The following is a 16,888-nucleotide window of genomic DNA, read 5'->3' as shown; positions in this document are numbered from 1 at the left end:
CTGTCCGCCAGCTGCCGCCCCGTGCGGCACGGGCATGTCGACCGGAGCGCCGCCTCGATGCGGCCGCGTGGTCACTCGCTTGGAGAAGCACTATGAACCTGAAGATCAGTGGACATCATCTCGAAGTCACGCCTGCAATTCGCGAATACGTGATCACCAAGCTGGACCGGGTGCTACGGCATAGCGATCAGGTGATCGATGGCACTGTGATCCTCTCGGTCGACAACCACAAGGAAAAGGACAAGCAGCAACGCGCGGAAATCAATCTGCATCTGAAGGGCAAGGACATCTTCGTCGAAAGCGCAAACGGCAACCTGTACGCGGCGATCGACCTGCTGATCGACAAGCTGGACCGCCAGGTCGTGAAGCACATGGAGCGCCTGCAAACGCACGCGCACGATCCGATCAAGCTTCAGCCGGCGGTCGAGCAGTTCGAACAGATCGAAGTGCCGCCGCAATAACCTTTACCGCAACACGCACATCGCCCGGTTCGCCGGGCTTTTTTTGTGCCCTCGGGGCCGTGGTGCGACCGGTCCGTCCATGCTGCGCCATGCACGCGGCTGTGCTCTATAATGTGCCGGTTATCGCCGGGGGGCGTGGCGCGCGGTAGCTGCGTTGCAGGCTGCCGAAGCCGAACGCCTTGATATTGCCAAACATGGAAAATCAGTCTGCCGCCGCGAGGAGACCCCAGGCCGCCCTATCGCCTGCCAACATGAATCGCCTAGCCAAAATCCTGCCCCTAGAGAACGTCGTCATCGACCTCTCCGTCACCAGCAAGAAACGCGTCTTCGAACAAGCCGGGCTGATCTTCGAGAATCAGAACGGCATCGCCCGCAGCACCGTCACGGACAACCTGTTCGCGCGCGAGCGCCTCGGCTCGACCGGGCTCGGCGAAGGCGTCGCGATTCCACACGGACGCATCAAGGGCCTCAAGCATCCGCTCGCCGCGTTCGTGCGGCTCGCCGATCCGATTCCGTTCGAGGCGCCCGACGGCCAGCCCGTTTCGCTCCTGATCTTCCTGCTCGTTCCCGAGCAAGCCACCCAGCAGCATCTCGAGATCCTGTCGGAAATCGCGCAGCTGCTGTCCGACCGCGATGCGCGCGAGCGTCTGCACAACGAACCGGATCGCGCGGAGTTGCACAGCCTGCTCACTCAGTGGCAACCTTGAGTTGATCCGGGCGGTACATTTTCCCGAACCAGGCGGCACGCGCCGCCGCCCCGGGCCGCCCGGCGCCGGCCCGGCGTGGCGACGACCGTCGCTGCGCGCACCGGCTCATTGACCGGCTCACTGGAGTGACGGACTCATGGATACGTCCAGCATCAACGCCCAGAGCATCTTCGACGACAACGCCGCCACGCTGAAGCTCAGCTGGCTGACGGGGCATGAAGGCTGGGAGCGCGGCTTTTCCGCGGATACCGTCGCCAATGCGACGTCGAGCGCCGACCTCGTCGGCCACCTGAACCTGATCCACCCGAACCGGATCCAGGTGCTCGGTGAGGCCGAGATCGACTACTACCAGCGGCAGACCGACGAAGACCGCTCGCGCCACATGGCCGAACTGATCGCCCTCGAACCGCCGTTCCTCGTCGTCGCCGGCGGCGCCGCGGCGCCGCCCGAACTGGTGCTGCGCTGCACGCGCTCGTCGACGCCGCTGTTCACGACGCCGATGTCCGCCGCCGCGGTGATCGACAGCCTGCGCCTCTACATGTCGCGCATTCTCGCGCCGCGCGCCACGCTGCACGGCGTGTTCCTCGACATCCTCGGGATGGGCGTGCTGCTGACGGGCGACTCGGGCCTCGGCAAGAGCGAACTCGGCCTCGAGCTGATCAGCCGCGGCCACGGCCTCGTCGCCGACGACGCGGTCGATTTCGTGCGCCTCGGCCCCGATTTCGTCGAAGGGCGCTGCCCGCCGCTGCTGCAGAACCTGCTCGAAGTGCGCGGCCTCGGCCTGCTCGACATCAAGACGATCTTCGGCGAGACCGCCGTACGGCGGAAAATGAAGCTGAAGCTGATCGTGCAGCTGGTGCGGCGCCCCGACGGCGAGTTCCAGCGCCTGCCGCTCGAAAGCCAGACGGTCGACGTGCTCGGCCTGCCGATCAGCAAGGTCACGATCCAGGTCGCGGCCGGCCGCAACCTCGCGGTGCTGGTCGAGGCGGCGGTTCGCAACACGATCCTGCAGTTGCGCGGCATCGACACGCTGCGCGATTTCATGGATCGGCAACGACTCGCGATGCAAGATCCCGATAGCCAGTTCCCCGGCAAGCTCGTGTAATCGGCACCGGCGCAGGCGTGCGGGCGTGCGGCGCGGGCGCGTCGTGCCGGTGCTATGATGAAACGTCAGGATTTTCTGCTTCCCATGCGCATAGTTCTCATCACCGGCATTTCCGGCTCCGGCAAGTCCGTCGCGCTGAACGCGCTGGAGGACGCGGGCTTCTACTGCGTCGACAACCTGCCGCCGCACGTGCTGCCCGAGCTGGCCCGCTACCTGGCCGAGGAGGGCCAGCGGCGGCTCGCCGTCGCGATCGACGCGCGCTCGAGCGCGTCGCTCGACGAAATGCCCGGCCTGATCCGCGCGCTGTCGCGCGATCACGACGTGCGCGTGCTGTTCCTCAACGCGAGCACCCAGGCGCTGATCCAGCGCTTTTCCGAGACGCGCCGCCGCCATCCGCTGTCCGGCTCGCCGTCGCACGACGCCGACGTCGGCCTGCTGTCGTCGCTCGAGGAGGCGATCGAGCGCGAGCGCGACCTGGTCGCGCCGCTCGCCGAATTCGGCCATCAGATCGACACCAGCAACCTGCGCGCGAACGTGCTGCGCAGCTGGGTCAAGCGGTTCATCGAGCAGAAGAACAACGACCTGATGCTGATGTTCGAATCGTTCGGCTTCAAGCGCGGCGTGCCGCTCGACGCGGACCTGATGTTCGACGTGCGCGCGCTGCCGAATCCGTACTACGACCACGAGCTGCGGCCGCTCACCGGACTCGACCAGCCGGTCATCGCGTTTCTCGACGCACTGCCGATCGTCCACCAGATGATCGACGACATCCATGCGTTTCTCATCAAATGGCTGCCGCACTTCCGCGAAGACAATCGCAGCTACCTGACCGTCGCCATCGGCTGCACGGGCGGGCAGCATCGCTCGGTCTTCATCGCGGAAACGCTCGCTGCGCGCCTCGCGGCCGAGGCGAACGTGATCGTGCGGCATCGTGACGCACCGGTGGATGTCGGCGCGTCGTCGCGGCTCGTGACCGCGGTCGCAAGACCCTAGCGACGCCGCTTCCCCATCAGCGCGCCATGTCCTCTCTCTCCACCACCCTGCTCGACCTGCCGCTGTTTCCGCTGCATACGGTGCTGTTTCCCGGAGGGCTGCTGCCGCTCAAGGTGTTCGAGGCGCGCTATCTCGACATGTCGCGTGCGTGTCTGCGCGACAACGCGCCGTTCGGCGTCTGCCTGCTGAAGAGCGGACCGGAAGTCGCACAGGAAGGCGCGGTGTCGATACCGGAAACGATCGGCTGCATGGCGCGCATCGTCGAATGCGACACCGGCGAATTCGGGATGCTGTTTCTGCAGGCGATCGGCACGCAGCGCTTCGAACTGCTGTCGCACCGCGTCGAGGCGAACGGGCTGCTCGTCGGCATCGCCGAGCCGCTGCCCGACGACATTCCGCTCGAAGGCGAGCAGGCGCTCGCGCAGTTCGGCGCGTGCGCGGAGGTGCTGGAGCGCATCATCGATGCGCTGAAGCAGCAGAAGAACGAGCCGGACAAGCTGCCGTTCTGCGAGCCGTTCCGGCTCGACGATCCGAGCTGGGTGTCGAACCGTCTCGCCGAACTGCTGCCGCTCGATCTGCGCGCGCGGCAGAAGCTGATGGAGTTTCCCGACGTCGGCGCGCGCATCGACGCCGTGCATCATGTGCTGAACCGGCACGGCTGGCTCTGACCGCCCGCAGCGCGCGTTCCGCGCGAGTTACAGCAGCGGCCCGCTCAACGCATCGAGCAGCTTGCGCACCGGCGCGGGCACGCCGTACGCGTCGAGTCCGCTCAGCGGCACCCATGCGGTTTGCGCATCCTGCGCGACGACGTCACCGCCGCCGCCCTCGCCCATTTCGCTCAGCCGCGGCTCGATCTCGAGCTTGAAATGCGTGAACGTGTGCGTGAGCGGCGCGAGCGGCACCGGCCCGCCGCCGCCCAGGCCGCGCGCGCGGTCGGCGAGCGCGGCGTCGCCGTCGGCTTCCGGCAGGCTCCACAACCCGCCCCAGATGCCCGTCGGCGGCCGCCGCTCGAGCAGCACCGCGTCGCCGTCGCGCAGCACGAGCATCCAGGTCTTGCGCGTCGGCACCTTCTTCTTCGGACGCGCGGCCGGCAATTCGCGCTGCCGGCCGGTGGACTGCGCGACGCAATCGCCGGCGAACGGGCAGCGCGCGCAATCCGGCTTGCCGCGCACACACAGCGTCGCGCCGAGATCCATCAGGCCCTGCGTATACGCGCTCACGTCGGCTGCATTCGCGGCATCGGGCAGCAGCGATTCCGCCAGCGCCCACATGTCGTTCTCGACGCGCTTCTCGCCGGGGAAGCCTTCGACGCCGAACACCCGCGCGAGCACGCGCTTCACGTTGCCGTCGAGAATCGTCGCGTGCGCGCCGAACGCGAACGATGCGATCGCCGCGGCGGTCGAGCGGCCGATGCCGGGCAGCTCGGCGAGCGCGTCCGGCGTCGCCGGGAACGCGCCGCCGTGCTCGGCGGCCACCACCTGCGCGCAGCGGTGGAGGTTGCGCGCGCGCGAGTAGTAGCCGAGGCCCGCCCATAGCGCCATCACGTCGTCGGCCGGCGCGGCGGCGAGCGCGGCGACGTCCGGGAAGCGCTCGAGAAAGCGCAGGTAGTACGGCACGACGGTCGACACCTGGGTCTGCTGCAGCATGATTTCCGACAGCCAGATGCGATAGGGATCGCGTGTGTTCTGCCACGGCAGGTCGTGGCGCCCGTGCGCACGCTGCCACGCGATCAGGCGCGTGGCGAACGTGCGGTGCAGCGGCGTGACGGGAAACGGAGCGGGAGCGATACGGGGCGGCTTCAAGATGACGGGAAAATGGCGAAAGGTTTCAACGCTGGCACGTCGGACAGAAATAGGTCGACCGCTGGCCCTGCACGATCTGCCGGACCGGCGTGCCGCACACGCGGCAAGGCAGGCCCGCGCGATCGTAGACGAAGCAGTCGAGCTGGAAGTAGCCGCTCTCGCCGTTGCTGCCGACGAAATCGCGCAACGTGCTGCCGCCGCGCTCGATCGCGTCGGCGAGCGTCGCGCGCACGGCATCGGCCAGCCGCTCGTAACGCGGCAGCGACACCTTCCCGGCGGCGGCGGTCGGCCGGATGCCGGCGCGGAACAGGCTCTCCGATGCATAGATGTTGCCGACGCCGACGACGATGTCGCCCGCGAGCAGCGCCTGCTTCACCGACACCGAGCGCCCGCGCGTGCGCGCATGCAGCAGCGCGCCGCTGAAGGCCGGCGAGAACGGTTCGACGCCGAGGCTCGCGAGCAGCGGGTGCGCGTGCACGTCGCCTGCCTCGCGCGGATGCCACAGCACGGCGCCGAAGCGGCGCGGATCGCGGTAGCGCAGCACGAATTCGTCGAAGATCCAGTCGATGTGGTCGTGCTTCGCGGCGGCGGGGGGCGGCGCGCCGGCGGTCGGCAGCACGCGCAGCGTGCCCGTCATGCCGAGATGCACGATGAACCAGCCTGCGTCGACCTCGAACAGCAGGTACTTGCCGCGCCGCTCGACGCCGAGCACCTCGCGCGCGCGCAACTGCTCCGCGAGCCCGGCCGGCACCGGCCAGCGCAGCATCGCGGTACGGACGTCGACGCGCTCGACGCGCCGCCCCGCGACAAAGGGTTCGATACCCCGGCGCGTCACTTCGACTTCTGGCAACTCTGGCATGTTCTGCGGGTCTCAAGCTGGTAGTCGTGATTGTGCGTGTATTGTAGCGAGCGCGTTACAATCGACCGAAACATCGAACGGATTTCCATGACCCTGCCCTTGAAGCTGCTTCAGAAGCGCCCCGCCGCCGACGACGCGCGCGGCTTGCGCGCCTTCCCGGTCCGCCGCGTGCTTGGCGCCGCGCTGATCGCCGCATGGACCTTCGCCGCCATTCCGGCCCACGCGCAGATGCCCGCGCCGGACGACGACGAGCCGCAGGGCGCGTTCGACCATGTGTTGCCGGACGAGAAAAAGAATCTCCCGAGCGTGCCGCTGACGAGTCAGATCGTCTACCAGGTGCTGGCCGCGGAAGTCGCGCTCCAGCGCAACCAGCCCGCGCCGGCCTTCCAGACCTATCTCGCGCTCGCGCGCGACACGCGCGACCCGCGCATGGCGCAGCGCGCGACCGAAATCGCGCTCGCCGCGCAGAGCCCGGCCGATGCGCTGTCCGCCGCGAACCTGTGGCGCCAGTACGCGCCGGATTCGAACCGCGCGTCGCAGGTCGACGCCGCGCTGCTGGTGCTCGCTGGCAAGCCGGCCGACGCGCAGCCGATGCTCGCGCGCGAACTCGCGCGCGCGAACGGCGACACGCGCGGCCCCGCGATCCTCGCGCTGCAGGCGCTGCTCGCGCGCGGCGCCGACCGCGTCGGCGGCCTCGCGGTGCTGCGGGACATGCTGAAGAACGACATGAACCGCCCGGAGGCGCAACTCGCGATCGCCCGCCAGCAGCTCGCCGTCGACGACAAGGACGGCGCCGCGCAATCGCTGAAGCAGGCGCTGCAGATCCGGCCGGACTACCTGCCCGCGGCGCTGATGCTGTCGCAGATGGGCCCCGCGGAGCGCGCGGCCGGCATCACGTCGTTCGAGAAGTATGTTCAGCAGAATCCGAAGTCGCGCGACGCGCGGCTCGCGCTGTCGCAGCTGTATCTCGCGGACGAACGCCTCGACGACGCGCAGAAGCAGTTCGAGACGATGCGCAAGCTCGACTCGAAGGATCCGACTCCGCTGATGGCGCTTGCGCTGATCAAGATTCAGCAGAAGAAGCTCGACGATGCGACGGCCTACCTGAAACAGTACGTGCAGCTCGGCGCGAAGCAGCCGAACGCCGACGTCGGCCAGGGCTACATCTACCTCGCGCAGATCGCGATCGACCAAGGCAACGACGCGACCGCGTCGCAATGGCTCGACAAGGTCGACCAGACGAGCCAGCACTACCTGCCCGCGCAGATCACACGCGCGCAGCTGCTGCAGAAACAGGGCAAGACCGACGAGGCGCGCAAGGTGCTCGACAACCTGCCGGTCAACGATCCGCGCGACGCCGCCGTGATCGCGCGCACCGACGCGTCGATCCTGTTTACCGCGAAGCGCTACGGCGAAGCGGAGACGCGCCTGTGTCGCGGGCCGTCGCCGATTTCCCGGACGATCCGGACCTGCGCTACGACTACGCGATGGCGGCCGAGAAGACCGGCCACTACACGACGATGGAACAGCAGTTGCGCGAACTGATCCGCACGCAGCCCGACAACCCGCAGGCGTACAACGCACTCGGCTATTCGCTCGCCGACCGCAACCAGCGCCTGCCGGAAGCCAGCAAGCTGATCGAGAAGGCCAACGCGCTCGCGCCGAACGACGCGTACATCATGGACAGCCTCGGCTGGGTGAAATTCCGGATGGGCGACACCGCCGGCGCGACGAAGGTCCTGCGGCGCGCATACGACCTGCAGCCGAACGCCGAAATCGGCGCGCATCTCGGCGAGGTGCTGTGGAAGAGCGGCGCGCAGGAAGAAGCGCGCACCGCGTGGCGCGCGGCGCAGAAGCTCGAGCCGGACAACGACACGCTCGTGCAGACGCTCAAGCGCCTCCAGATCAACGGCCTCTGATGCGGATGGCCCGGATGTTTTCCCTGTCCTCACGTGCGGCGCGCGGCATCGCCGCGGCCGGCGCGGCACTTGCGCTCGCCGGCTGTGCGAGCACGCCGCCGTCGGCGAGCGCACCCGGCGGCGTGCTGCAGACGGCCGCGACGCACGCGTATCACGGCCGCTTCGCGGTGCAGTACAACGACCGCCTCGGCAGGCAGCAGAACGTGTACGGCAACTTCGACTGGCAGGAGTACGGCGACGACGTGTCGCTCGAATTGCGCAGCCCGCTCGGCCAGACGCTCGCGGTCGTGAAGTCTTCGCCGCGCACCGCGTCGCTCGAGCTGCCGAACCGCCAGCCGCAGTTCGCGACGGACGTCGACCAGCTGATGCAGAACACGCTCGGCTTTTCGCTGCCGCTCGCCGGGCTGCGCTACTGGCTGCAGCCGACGCCCGCGCCCGCGTCGCCGGCCGCGACCGTGCGCGACGCCGAAGACGGCGCGCGCATCAAGCAGATCCGCCAGGACGGCTGGACGATCGACTACCTCTCGTACGCGGATGCGCCGGCCACCGGCGTCAAGCGCGTGAACCTCGTGCGCGCGACGCCGCCGCTCGACATCAAGCTCGTGCTCGACCAGTGAGCACGCGCGCCTAGCCTGACACGACACCAGCATGACCGACTCGACCCGTTCGCTGCGCAATTGCCTTGCGCCCGCGAAACTCAACCTGTTCCTGCACATCACCGGCCGCCGCCCGAACGGCTATCACGACCTGCAGAGCGTGTTCCAGCTGCTGAACTGGGGCGACACGCTGCACTTCACGCTGCGCGACGACGGCAAGGTTGCGCGCGCGACCGACATGCCGGGCGTGCCCGAGGAAAGCGACCTCGTCGTGCGCGCCGCCAACCTGCTGAAGGCGCACACGGGCGCGACGGCCGGCGTCGACATCGAGATCGACAAGCGCCTGCCGATGGGCGCGGGCCTCGGCGGCGGCAGCTCCGACGCGGCGACCACGCTGCTCGCGCTGAACCGTCTGTGGCAGCTGAATCTGCCGCGCGCGGAATTGCAGTCGCTCGCGGTGAAACTCGGCGCGGACGTGCCGTTTTTTATTTTTGGGAAAAATGCGTTCGCAGAGGGTATCGGAGAAGAATTAGCTGAGGTAGAATTGCCGACTCGCTGGTTCCTGGTTGTGACGCCAAGCGTTCATGTCCCGACCGCTGAAATTTTTTCAGATGAGTTGTTGACAAGAGATTCAAAGGCAGTCACAATTACAGACTTTCTTGCACGACAAAGCAGCGACGCAGGATGGCCAGACAGCTTCGGCCGGAATGACATGCAGCAAGTTGTGACAAGTAAGTACGCGGAAGTTGCGCAGGTGGTCAAATGGTTGTATGATGTGACCCCCGCGAGGATGACCGGCTCCGGAGCAAGCGTGTTTGCAGTGTTTCGCAGCAAGCACGAGGCAGAAGCGGTGAAAGCCAAACTGCCCGCCGGTTGGAACGGCGCAGTTGCCGAGAGCCTGAACGAGCATCCGCTCTTCGCTTTCGCGTCATGAAGTTTTACTTTGTCGGATGACCTACAGTCCGGCGGAGTTATCAGTTAAGTGTAGGGGAGTCGCCAAGTTGGTCAAGGCACCGGATTTTGATTCCGGCATGCGAGGGTTCGAGTCCTTCCTCCCCTGCCAAAAATTTTCCCGCATTTCCCGCCCAAGCCCGAAGCAGGTGCACGATGAGCAGCCACAGCCATGATGGCTTGATGGTCTTTACTGGCAACGCGAATCCCGCGCTTGCTCAGGAAGTCGTCAATATTCTTGGAATTCCCCTCGGCAAGGCAATGGTCAGCCGTTTCTCCGACGGCGAGATCCAGGTCGAGATCCAGGAAAACGTGCGCGGCAAGGACGTCTTCGTCCTGCAATCCACGTGCGCGCCGACCAACGACAACCTGATGGAACTGATGATCATGGTCGATGCGCTCAAGCGCGCATCCGCCGGCCGGATCACCGCAGCCATCCCCTACTTCGGCTACGCCCGCCAGGACCGCCGCCCGCGTTCGGCGCGCGTCGCGATCTCGGCGAAGATCGTCGCGAACATGCTGGAAATCGCCGGCGTCGAGCGGATCATCACGATGGATCTGCACGCCGACCAGATTCAGGGCTTCTTCGACATTCCGGTCGACAACATCTACGCGACGCCGATCCTGCTGGGTGACCTGCGCAAGCAGAATTACTCGGATCTGCTCGTCGTGTCGCCGGACGTCGGCGGCGTGGTCCGCGCCCGTGCGCTCGCGAAGCAGCTCAACTGCGATCTCGCGATCATCGACAAGCGTCGCCCGAAGGCGAACGTCGCCGAAGTGATGAACATCATCGGTGAAGTCGAAGGCCGCACCTGCGTGATCATGGACGACATGGTCGACACCGCCGGCACGCTCTGCAAGGCTGCGCAAGTGCTGAAGGATCGCGGCGCGAAGCAGGTGTTCGCATATGCGACGCACCCGGTGCTGTCGGGTGGCGCCGCCGAGCGCATCGCCGCATCGGCGCTCGACGAGCTGGTCGTCACCGACACGATCCCGCTGTCCGCAGAATCGCTCGGCTGCTCGAAGATCCGCTCGCTGACGAGCGCGAGCCTCCTGGCCGAGACGTTCTCGCGGATCCGCCGCGGCGATTCGGTGATGTCGCTGTTCGCGGAATCCTGATCGAGATACCCGACAAGCAAAGCATGCGCGAAAAGCGAAGCGGCAACGCTTCGCTTTTTGCACAATCGGCCGGGACGTACGAAACCCCGGCCGTTTCATCAGGGGCCGCCGTTATGACGGCCGTCTTACTGCCTGGTCGCGGGCAGCATATGGAGAATCACATGAAAGTCGTCGCTTTCGAGCGCCAACAGCAAGGTACGGGTGCGAGCCGCCGCCTGCGCAACGCTGGTAAGACCACGGGTATCGTCTATGGTGGCGAAGCAGCCCCGCAAATGATCGAACTCGATCACAACGCCCTGTGGCACGCGCTGAAGAAGGAAGCCTTCCACTCGTCGATCCTCGACCTCGAAGTGGCCGGCGCGTCGCAGCAAGTCCTGCTGCGTGACGTTCAGTACCACCCGTTCAAGCAACTCGTGCTGCACGTGGACTTCCAGCGCGTCGACGCGAAGAAGAAGCTGCACACGAAGGTGCCGCTGCACTTCCTGAACGCTGAAGTCAGCCCAGCCGTGAAGCTGTCGAGCGCGATCATCTCGCACGTCGTGACGGAAATCGAAGTCGAGTGCCTGCCGGCCGACCTGCCGGAATTCCTCGAAATCGACCTGTCGAAGATCGAAGCAGGCCAGTCGCTGCACGCGAAGGACATCGTGCTGCCGAAGGGCGTTGCGCTGACCTCGCACGTCGACGCTGAAAACCCGGTCGTCGCGTCGGCAGCGCTGCCGGCTGGCGCCGTGTCGGACGCGGCCGAAGGCGAAACGCCGGCTGCCTAAGCGCCCTTTCGATCCGTTTTCCGAAACGGTCGACGCAACCCGCCGCGGCTTGCCCCCGGCGGGTTTTTCTTTTTTGCGCCCAGGCGGCTCGCCGCCGCCATCGAAACGTCATGATCAAACTGATCGTCGGCCTCGGCAATCCCGGGGCGGAATACACCGCGACGCGCCACAACGCCGGCTTCTGGCTGATCGACCAGCTGGCCCGCGAAGCGGGCGCCACGCTGCGCGACGAGCGCCGCTTCCACGGCTTCTACGCGAAGGCCCGCCTGCACGGCGAGGAAGTGCATCTGCTCGAGCCGCAGACGTACATGAATCGCTCCGGCCAGTCGGTCGTCGCGCTCGCGCAATTCTTCAAGATCCTGCCCGACCAGATCCTCGTCGCGCACGACGAGCTCGACCTGCCGCCCGGCACCGTCAAGCTGAAGCGCGGCGGCGGCAGCGGCGGCCACAACGGCCTCAAGGACATTTCCGCACACCTGTCGTCGCAGCAATACTGGCGGCTGCGGATCGGCATCGGCCATCCGCGCGACCTGATCCCCGAAAGCGCGCGCGCCGGCGCGAAGCCGGACGTCGCGAATTTCGTGCTGAAGCCGCCGCGCCGCGAAGAGCAGGACGTGATCGACGCGTCGATCGAACGTGCGCTCGCCGTGATGCCGATGATCGTCAAGGGCGAGCTCGACCGCGCGACGATGCTGCTGCATCGCAACGGCTGAGCGCATGCGCAGCGCGCACCGCATGCCGCGCATGAGGTAATCTCGTCGTTTTACCCGTCAGGAGTCGTGCGGTGAGCCGTTACTGGAGCGAAGTCGTTCAGCAACTCGTGCCCTACGTGCCGGGCGAACAGCCCGCGCTCGCGCATCCGGTCAAGCTGAACACCAACGAGAATCCGTATCCGCCGTCGCCGCGCGTCGTCGCGGCGATCGCGCACGAGCTCGGCGAGACCGGCGACACGCTGCGCCGCTATCCCGATCCGCTCGCGCGCCAGTTGCGCGAGACGGTCGCCGCCCATCACCGCATCGCGCCCGACCAGGTGTTCGTCGGCAACGGCTCCGACGAAGTGCTCGCGCACACGTTCCAGGCGCTGCTCAAGCATGACCGGCCGCTGCGCTTCCCCGACATCACGTACAGCTTCTATCCGACCTATGCGCGGCTGTACGGCGTGCCATACACGGCGCTGCCGCTCGCCGACGATTTCTCGATCCGTGTCGACGACTACCTCGACGACGCGGGCTGCGTGCTGTTCCCGAACCCGAACGCGCCGACGGGCCGCGCGCTGCCGCTCGCGGACATCGAGCGGATCGCCGCCGCGAATCCGTCGTCGGCGGTCGTCATCGACGAGGCGTATGTGGATTTCGGCGCGCAGTCGGCAATCTCGCTGATCGACCGCTATCCGAACCTGCTGGTCGTCCATACGACGTCGAAAGCACGCTCGCTCGCGGGGATGCGGGTCGGCTTCGCATTCGGCGATGCCGGCCTGATCGACGCGCTCAACCGCGTGAAGGACAGCTTCAACTCGTACCCGCTCGACCGCCTCGCGCAGGTCGCGGCGCGCGCCGCCTACGAGGACGACGCGTACTTCGACGCGACGTGCCGGCGCGTGATCGACAGCCGCACGCGGCTCACGCAGGCGCTGGAAGCAATGGGATTCGACGTCGTGCCGTCGGCCGCGAATTTCGTGTTCGCGCGCCATCCGGCGCACGACGCGGCCACGCTGGCGACACGGCTCAAGGAGCGGGAGATTTTCGTGCGGCACTTCAAGCTGCCGCGGATCGACCAGCATCTGCGCATCACCGTCGGCACCGATGCCGAGTGCGACGCGCTCGTCGCGGCCTTGCGTGAAATGATCGGCTGAACACCGGAAGGACGCCGGCGCGAGGCTGCGCCGGCCGAAGAAACGGTGACGCGCACGCGTCACCGCGACATCACTGCGCGTCGTCGCCCTTCGCGGCGATCAGCGCGCGGTACTTCTCCATCAACTGCGCGTGCGTTTCCGCGTGCTGCGGATCGCGCGGGATGCATTCGACCGGACACACCTGCTGGCACTGCGGCTCGTCGAAATGGCCGACGCACTCGGTGCACTTGCCGGGGTCGATCACGTAGATTTCCGGGCCCATCGAAATCGCGCCGTTCGGGCACTCGGGCTCGCACACGTCGCAATTGATGCACTCGTCGGTAATCATCAAAGCCATACTGATCTCACTTGCTCAGGCCCGCGGCCGGCTTCGGGGAGAAACCGGCCGGCGCCGCATCACGCGGCCGGGCCTTGGCCCATTGCGGCCACTTTTTCCGTCAGCCACTTCTCGACCGACGGGAACACGAACTTGCTGACATCTCCACCCAACTGGGCGATTTCGCGCACGATCGTCCCCGAAATGAACTGGTACTGGTCGGACGGCGTCATGAACATCGTCTCGACGTCCGGCAGCAGATAGCGGTTCATCCCCGCCATCTGGAACTCGTATTCGAAATCGGACACCGCGCGCAGGCCGCGCACGATCACCCGCGCGTTGTTGGTGCGGACGAAATCCTTCAGCAGGCCGGTGAAGCCCATCACCTTCACGTTCGGGTAATGGCCGAGCACCTCGTTCGCAATCTCCAGACGTTCCTCCAGCGAGAAGAACGGCTTTTTCGCGCGGCTGTCGGCGACGCCGACGACCAGCGTATCAAAAATGCTCGACGCGCGCCGCACGAGATCTTCGTGGCCACGCGTCAGCGGATCGAACGTACCCGGATACACGGCGACTACCATGTCGCTCCTCCTGTCATCACGCAAATGGGGGTGCAGCCGTGCGACGCGCACGCCACTGCCGAGCTGGGCAAACGTCGCCTGTCGCACGTCGCCTCGTTTTTGGAACGCGCATTATTCATCATTTTCGCGTCGCAGCAAATGATAGTGGACCGCGCCGGCCTTGCCATGCTTCACGATCTCCCAGCCGGCGAGCGCGTCGTGCCCGGCCGGGTCGAGTTCCGCGCCCGTCTCGACGTACAGCGCGCCGCCCGGCGCAACCAGCGGTGCGGTGAGCGCGATCGCGCGCGCGAGCACGTCCGCGTCGCCGAACGGCGGGTCGAGGAACACGACGTCGAACGCGCCCGGCGCGAGGCCGGCCGCGAGCCGCAGCGCATCGGCCTCCGCGACCTCGACCGTGCGCGCGCCGAGCTTGTCCCGGATCGCGCGCAGCTGCTGCGCCGCGCGCGGATGGCGCTCGACCATCACGACGCTCGCCGCGCCGCGCGATGCGGCCTCGAAGCCGAGCGCGCCGGTGCCGGCGAACAGGTCGAGGCAGCGCTGCCCGTCGAGGTCCTGGCCGAGCCAGTTGAACAGCGTCTCGCGGACGCGGTCGGGCGTCGGGCGCAGGCCGTCGAGATCCAGCACCGCGAGCGGCGTGCGTTTCCAGTCGCCGCCGATGATGCGGATCGTGTGCGGCTTGCCGCGGCTGGTGGGGGCCGCGGGGCGACCGGAGGATGAACGGGATGAACGGGACATGCGGGAGGAATATCGAACGGAGGACCGGGCGCGAACGGGGCGCGCCGCCAAACAGGCGCACGTTACCACAGCGGCGGCGCGCGCTGGCGCGAGCGCCGCGCTGCGCCTGATAAAATGCGAGGTTTCGGCTGTCGCGCGCGGCAGCCCGCACGCAGTCCGCGCCTTCAGCGGCGACGAACGGCCCTCTTCCCGACGCCAGACCATGTTCAGTTTCTTCAAACGATTCAAGAAAACGCAGGAGCCGACGCCCGCAGAAGCGCCGTCGGCCGCCGAGCCGCAGGCGGACGCGCAGTCCGTCGATGCACCCGCGCCGCAGCCGGCCGCGCCCGCCGTCGTGATGACGGTCACCCCGGCCGACGGCGGCCGCGGCGAAGTCGTCGAGACGGTCGAGATCGTCCCGCCGCCCGCCGTGTGGAGCCGAACGCGAAGAAATCGTGGCTCGCGCGCCTGAAGTCCGGGCTCGCGAAAACCAGTTCGAGCATCACCGGCGTGTTCGTCAGCACGAAGATCGACGAGGACCTGTACGAGGAGCTCGAGACCGCGCTACTGATGTCCGACGCGGGCGTCGACGCGACCGAATACCTGCTCGACGCGCTGCGCGAGAAAGTGCGCACGGGCCGGCTCACCGATCCGCAGCAGGTCAAGGCCGCGCTGCACGACCTGCTCGTCGACCTGCTGAAGCCGCTCGAGAAATCGCTGATGCTCGGCCGCGCGCAGCCGCTCGTGATGATGATCGCGGGCGTCAACGGCGCCGGCAAGACGACCAGCATCGGCAAGCTCGCAAAGCACCTGCAGAGCTTCGACCAGTCGGTGCTGCTGGCCGCGGGCGACACGTTCCGCGCGGCCGCCCGCGAACAGCTGGCGATCTGGGGCGAGCGCAACAACGTGACGGTCGTGCAGCAGGAAAGCGGCGATCCGGCCGCGGTGATCTTCGACGCGGTCAGCGCCGCGCGCGCGCGCGGCATCGACGTGATGATGGCCGACACCGCGGGCCGCCTGCCGACGCAGCTGCATCTGATGGAAGAGCTGAAGAAGGTGAAGCGCGTGATCTCGAAGGCGCACGACGGCGCGCCGCACGAAGTGCTGCTCGTGATCGACGCGAACACGGGCCAGAACGCACTCACGCAGGTGAAGGCGTTCGACGACGCGCTCGGCCTGACCGGCCTCATCGTCACGAAGCTCGACGGCACCGCGAAGGGCGGCATCCTCGCCGCGATCGCGCGGCAGCGCCCGGTGCCCGTCTACTTCATCGGCGTCGGCGAGAAGGTCGAGGACCTGCAGCCGTTCAGCGCAGTGGAATTCGCGGACGCGCTGCTCGGCTGAACGCCGTCGACACGTCCTGCAACGGGCGCCTTCGGGCGCCCGTTTTCATTGGCGGCGGCGGGCCGCGGCGACGTCAGCCGGCCATCATTCGGCGTCGGGCTGCACGCCGGGCGCGGCCGCCTTGAACGCGTCGAGCGTCATCGCGTAGTCGTGGATCCGCTGGATCGTCGGGAAGCGCGACGTGTCGATCGCGAAGCGGTTCGCGTTGAACACCTGCGGCACGACGCAGATGTCGGCGAGCGTCGGCGTGTCGCCGAAGCACAGCTTGCCGGTGCGCGGATCGTTCGCGAGGCGCGCTTCCAGTGTCGCGAACCCCGCCTCGATCCAGTGGCGGTACCAGTCGTTCTTCGCCTCTTCCGGCACCTGGAGCATGTGCTTCAGGTACTTCAGCACGCGCAGGTTGTTGAGCGGGTGGATCTCGCACGCGATCTGCAGCGCGATCGACCGCACGTACGCGCGGTCGAGCGGCGCATTCGGCAGCAGCGGCGGCTCGGGATGGGTCTCGTCCAGGTACTCGACGATCGCGAGCGACTGCTGCAGCGCCGCATCGCCGTCGACGAGCGTCGGCACCAGTGAATCCGGGCTCAGCGCGCGATATTCGTCCTTCAGTTGCTGGCCGCCGTCGCGCAGCAGGTGCACCGGCACGTAGTCGAACGGCAGCTGCTTCAGGTGCAGCGCGATCCGCACGCGATACGACGCGGAACTGCGGAAATAGCTGTAAAGCTTCATCGGATGTCTCTCGTAATCGTATTCGGCCGGCGCCGCCGGGGACTCCGAGTTTAGCGCGCCGCACCGCGTCGGC

17 protein-coding genes, 1 tRNA gene and 2 pseudogenes are annotated in these 16,888 nt (G+C 67.1%); 14 read left to right on the top strand and 6 right to left on the bottom strand.

Annotation, left to right across the window (positions count from 1 at the left end):
• Positions 1-92 precede the first annotated feature (92 nt).
• The 5 genes from hpf to WJ35_RS13105 all read left to right on the top strand — a co-directional run bounded on the left by hpf (position 93) and on the right by WJ35_RS13105 (position 3,934).
• A complete protein-coding gene (gene hpf / locus WJ35_RS13125) occupies positions 93-461 on the top strand; it encodes a ribosome hibernation-promoting factor, HPF/YfiA family (RefSeq protein ID WP_010090666.1) in 369 nt (122 codons plus the stop codon).
• Positions 462-655: 194 nt separating this feature from the next.
• Positions 656-1,168 (top strand): PTS sugar transporter subunit IIA, encoded by a 513-nt coding sequence (locus tag WJ35_RS13120; protein WP_029226338.1) that lies wholly within the window; start codon positions 656-658, stop codon positions 1,166-1,168.
• A 136-nt stretch (positions 1,169-1,304) separates the two neighbouring features.
• Positions 1,305-2,273, top strand: a complete 969-nt coding sequence (gene hprK, locus WJ35_RS13115) for an HPr(Ser) kinase/phosphatase (protein WP_010090664.1) — start codon at positions 1,305-1,307, stop codon at positions 2,271-2,273.
• 84 nt (positions 2,274-2,357) lie between these two features.
• Positions 2,358-3,266: an RNase adapter RapZ gene (rapZ, locus tag WJ35_RS13110; RefSeq protein ID WP_010090663.1), complete on the top strand. Its 909-nt coding sequence runs from the start codon at positions 2,358-2,360 to the stop codon at positions 3,264-3,266.
• 26 nt (positions 3,267-3,292) lie between these two features.
• Positions 3,293-3,934 carry an LON peptidase substrate-binding domain-containing protein gene (locus WJ35_RS13105; protein WP_069239271.1) on the top strand — a complete coding sequence of 214 codons (642 nt, stop codon included), beginning with the start codon at positions 3,293-3,295 and terminating at the stop codon, positions 3,932-3,934.
• A 27-nt stretch (positions 3,935-3,961) separates the two neighbouring features.
• On the opposite strand, the gene mutY is transcribed toward WJ35_RS13105, so the two are convergent.
• The gene (mutY, locus tag WJ35_RS13100) at positions 3,962-5,068 is read right to left on the bottom strand and encodes an A/G-specific adenine glycosylase (RefSeq protein WP_060235999.1); all 1,107 of its coding nucleotides are present in this window, start codon (positions 5,066-5,068) and stop codon (positions 3,962-3,964) included.
• A gap of 25 nt (positions 5,069-5,093) precedes the next feature.
• Entirely contained in the window at positions 5,094-5,927 is an 834-nt protein-coding gene (gene mutM / locus WJ35_RS13095; RefSeq protein WP_069239270.1) for a bifunctional DNA-formamidopyrimidine glycosylase/DNA-(apurinic or apyrimidinic site) lyase, read from the bottom strand.
• Positions 5,928-6,014: 87 nt separating this feature from the next.
• Here mutM and WJ35_RS13090 point away from each other — a divergent pair.
• The 8 genes and pseudogenes from WJ35_RS13090 (at position 6,015) to hisC (ending at position 13,131) form a co-directional block, all read left to right on the top strand.
• Positions 6,015-7,846 (top strand): annotated as a pseudogene (locus WJ35_RS13090) (tetratricopeptide repeat protein).
• Positions 7,846-8,463, top strand: coding sequence for a lipoprotein insertase outer membrane protein LolB (gene lolB / locus WJ35_RS13085; protein ID WP_060235995.1), 618 nt, complete (start codon positions 7,846-7,848; stop codon positions 8,461-8,463). The pseudogene WJ35_RS13090 and the gene lolB overlap by 1 nt, the downstream one beginning before the upstream one ends.
• Before the next feature lie 31 nt (positions 8,464-8,494).
• Positions 8,495-9,376, top strand: coding sequence for a 4-(cytidine 5'-diphospho)-2-C-methyl-D-erythritol kinase (gene ispE / locus WJ35_RS13080; RefSeq protein ID WP_060235993.1), 882 nt, complete (start codon positions 8,495-8,497; stop codon positions 9,374-9,376).
• A 52-nt stretch (positions 9,377-9,428) separates the two neighbouring features.
• A tRNA-Gln gene (locus tag WJ35_RS13075) sits at positions 9,429-9,505 on the top strand.
• 44 nt (positions 9,506-9,549) lie between these two features.
• On the top strand, positions 9,550-10,512 hold the full coding sequence (locus WJ35_RS13070) for a ribose-phosphate pyrophosphokinase (RefSeq protein WP_059888343.1): 963 nt from the start codon (positions 9,550-9,552) through the stop codon (positions 10,510-10,512).
• A 161-nt stretch (positions 10,513-10,673) separates the two neighbouring features.
• A complete protein-coding gene (locus tag WJ35_RS13065; RefSeq protein ID WP_060235991.1) occupies positions 10,674-11,279 on the top strand; it encodes a 50S ribosomal protein L25/general stress protein Ctc in 606 nt (201 codons plus the stop codon).
• A gap of 110 nt (positions 11,280-11,389) precedes the next feature.
• On the top strand, positions 11,390-11,992 hold the full coding sequence (gene pth / locus WJ35_RS13060; RefSeq protein ID WP_010090652.1) for an aminoacyl-tRNA hydrolase: 603 nt from the start codon (positions 11,390-11,392) through the stop codon (positions 11,990-11,992).
• 71 nt (positions 11,993-12,063) lie between these two features.
• Positions 12,064-13,131: a histidinol-phosphate transaminase gene (hisC, locus tag WJ35_RS13055; RefSeq protein WP_069239269.1), complete on the top strand. Its 1,068-nt coding sequence runs from the start codon at positions 12,064-12,066 to the stop codon at positions 13,129-13,131.
• Between the two features lie 70 nt (positions 13,132-13,201).
• Here hisC and WJ35_RS13050 read toward each other — a convergent pair whose 3' ends face one another.
• The 3 genes from WJ35_RS13050 to rsmD all read right to left on the bottom strand — a co-directional run bounded on the left by WJ35_RS13050 (position 13,202) and on the right by rsmD (position 14,763).
• A complete protein-coding gene (locus WJ35_RS13050) occupies positions 13,202-13,468 on the bottom strand; it encodes a YfhL family 4Fe-4S dicluster ferredoxin (protein ID WP_069239268.1) in 267 nt (88 codons plus the stop codon).
• A 59-nt stretch (positions 13,469-13,527) separates the two neighbouring features.
• Positions 13,528-14,028 (bottom strand): pantetheine-phosphate adenylyltransferase, encoded by a 501-nt coding sequence (gene coaD / locus WJ35_RS13045; RefSeq protein WP_010090649.1) that lies wholly within the window; start codon positions 14,026-14,028, stop codon positions 13,528-13,530.
• A gap of 111 nt (positions 14,029-14,139) precedes the next feature.
• Complete coding sequence (rsmD, locus tag WJ35_RS13040; protein WP_060235985.1) at positions 14,140-14,763, bottom strand: 16S rRNA (guanine(966)-N(2))-methyltransferase RsmD; 624 nt, start codon at positions 14,761-14,763, stop codon at positions 14,140-14,142.
• Positions 14,764-14,965: 202 nt separating this feature from the next.
• Between rsmD and ftsY the strand changes: the two are divergent.
• A pseudogene (gene ftsY / locus WJ35_RS13035) lies at positions 14,966-16,086 on the top strand (signal recognition particle-docking protein FtsY).
• Positions 16,087-16,170: 84 nt separating this feature from the next.
• Here the strand turns inward: ftsY and maiA are convergent.
• Positions 16,171-16,815 (bottom strand): maleylacetoacetate isomerase, encoded by a 645-nt coding sequence (gene maiA / locus WJ35_RS13030; protein ID WP_060235983.1) that lies wholly within the window; start codon positions 16,813-16,815, stop codon positions 16,171-16,173.
• Between the last annotated feature and the right edge of the window lie 73 nt (positions 16,816-16,888).

This window comes from Burkholderia ubonensis (assembly GCF_001718695.1).
GTDB classification, from domain to species: domain Bacteria; phylum Pseudomonadota; class Gammaproteobacteria; order Burkholderiales; family Burkholderiaceae; genus Burkholderia; species Burkholderia ubonensis_B.
Note: the sequence above shows the minus strand (reverse complement) of the source record. Positions and strands in the feature narration are given on the sequence as shown.

Excerpts from the sequence above, each read along its gene's own strand:
- rapZ (WP_010090663.1), top strand. The coding sequence starts at position 2,358 with ATGCGCATAGTTCTCATCACCGGCATTTCCGGCTCCGGCAAGTCCGTC.
- WJ35_RS13050 (WP_069239268.1), bottom strand. The coding sequence starts at position 13,468 with ATGGCTTTGATGATTACCGACGAGTGCATCAATTGCGACGTGTGCGAG.
- mutM (WP_069239270.1), bottom strand. The coding sequence starts at position 5,927 with ATGCCAGAGTTGCCAGAAGTCGAAGTGACGCGCCGGGGTATCGAACCC.
- pth (WP_010090652.1), top strand. The coding sequence starts at position 11,390 with ATGATCAAACTGATCGTCGGCCTCGGCAATCCCGGGGCGGAATACACC.
- WJ35_RS13120 (WP_029226338.1), top strand. The coding sequence starts at position 656 with ATGGAAAATCAGTCTGCCGCCGCGAGGAGACCCCAGGCCGCCCTATCG.
- WJ35_RS13065 (WP_060235991.1), top strand. The coding sequence starts at position 10,674 with ATGAAAGTCGTCGCTTTCGAGCGCCAACAGCAAGGTACGGGTGCGAGC.
- maiA (WP_060235983.1), bottom strand. The coding sequence starts at position 16,815 with ATGAAGCTTTACAGCTATTTCCGCAGTTCCGCGTCGTATCGCGTGCGG.
- lolB (WP_060235995.1), top strand. The coding sequence starts at position 7,846 with ATGCGGATGGCCCGGATGTTTTCCCTGTCCTCACGTGCGGCGCGCGGC.
- hprK (WP_010090664.1), top strand. The coding sequence starts at position 1,305 with ATGGATACGTCCAGCATCAACGCCCAGAGCATCTTCGACGACAACGCC.
- WJ35_RS13105 (WP_069239271.1), top strand. The coding sequence starts at position 3,293 with ATGTCCTCTCTCTCCACCACCCTGCTCGACCTGCCGCTGTTTCCGCTG.
- WJ35_RS13070 (WP_059888343.1), top strand. The coding sequence starts at position 9,550 with ATGAGCAGCCACAGCCATGATGGCTTGATGGTCTTTACTGGCAACGCG.
- coaD (WP_010090649.1), bottom strand. The coding sequence starts at position 14,028 with ATGGTAGTCGCCGTGTATCCGGGTACGTTCGATCCGCTGACGCGTGGC.
- ispE (WP_060235993.1), top strand. The coding sequence starts at position 8,495 with ATGACCGACTCGACCCGTTCGCTGCGCAATTGCCTTGCGCCCGCGAAA.
- rsmD (WP_060235985.1), bottom strand. The coding sequence starts at position 14,763 with ATGTCCCGTTCATCCCGTTCATCCTCCGGTCGCCCCGCGGCCCCCACC.
- hpf (WP_010090666.1), top strand. The coding sequence starts at position 93 with ATGAACCTGAAGATCAGTGGACATCATCTCGAAGTCACGCCTGCAATT.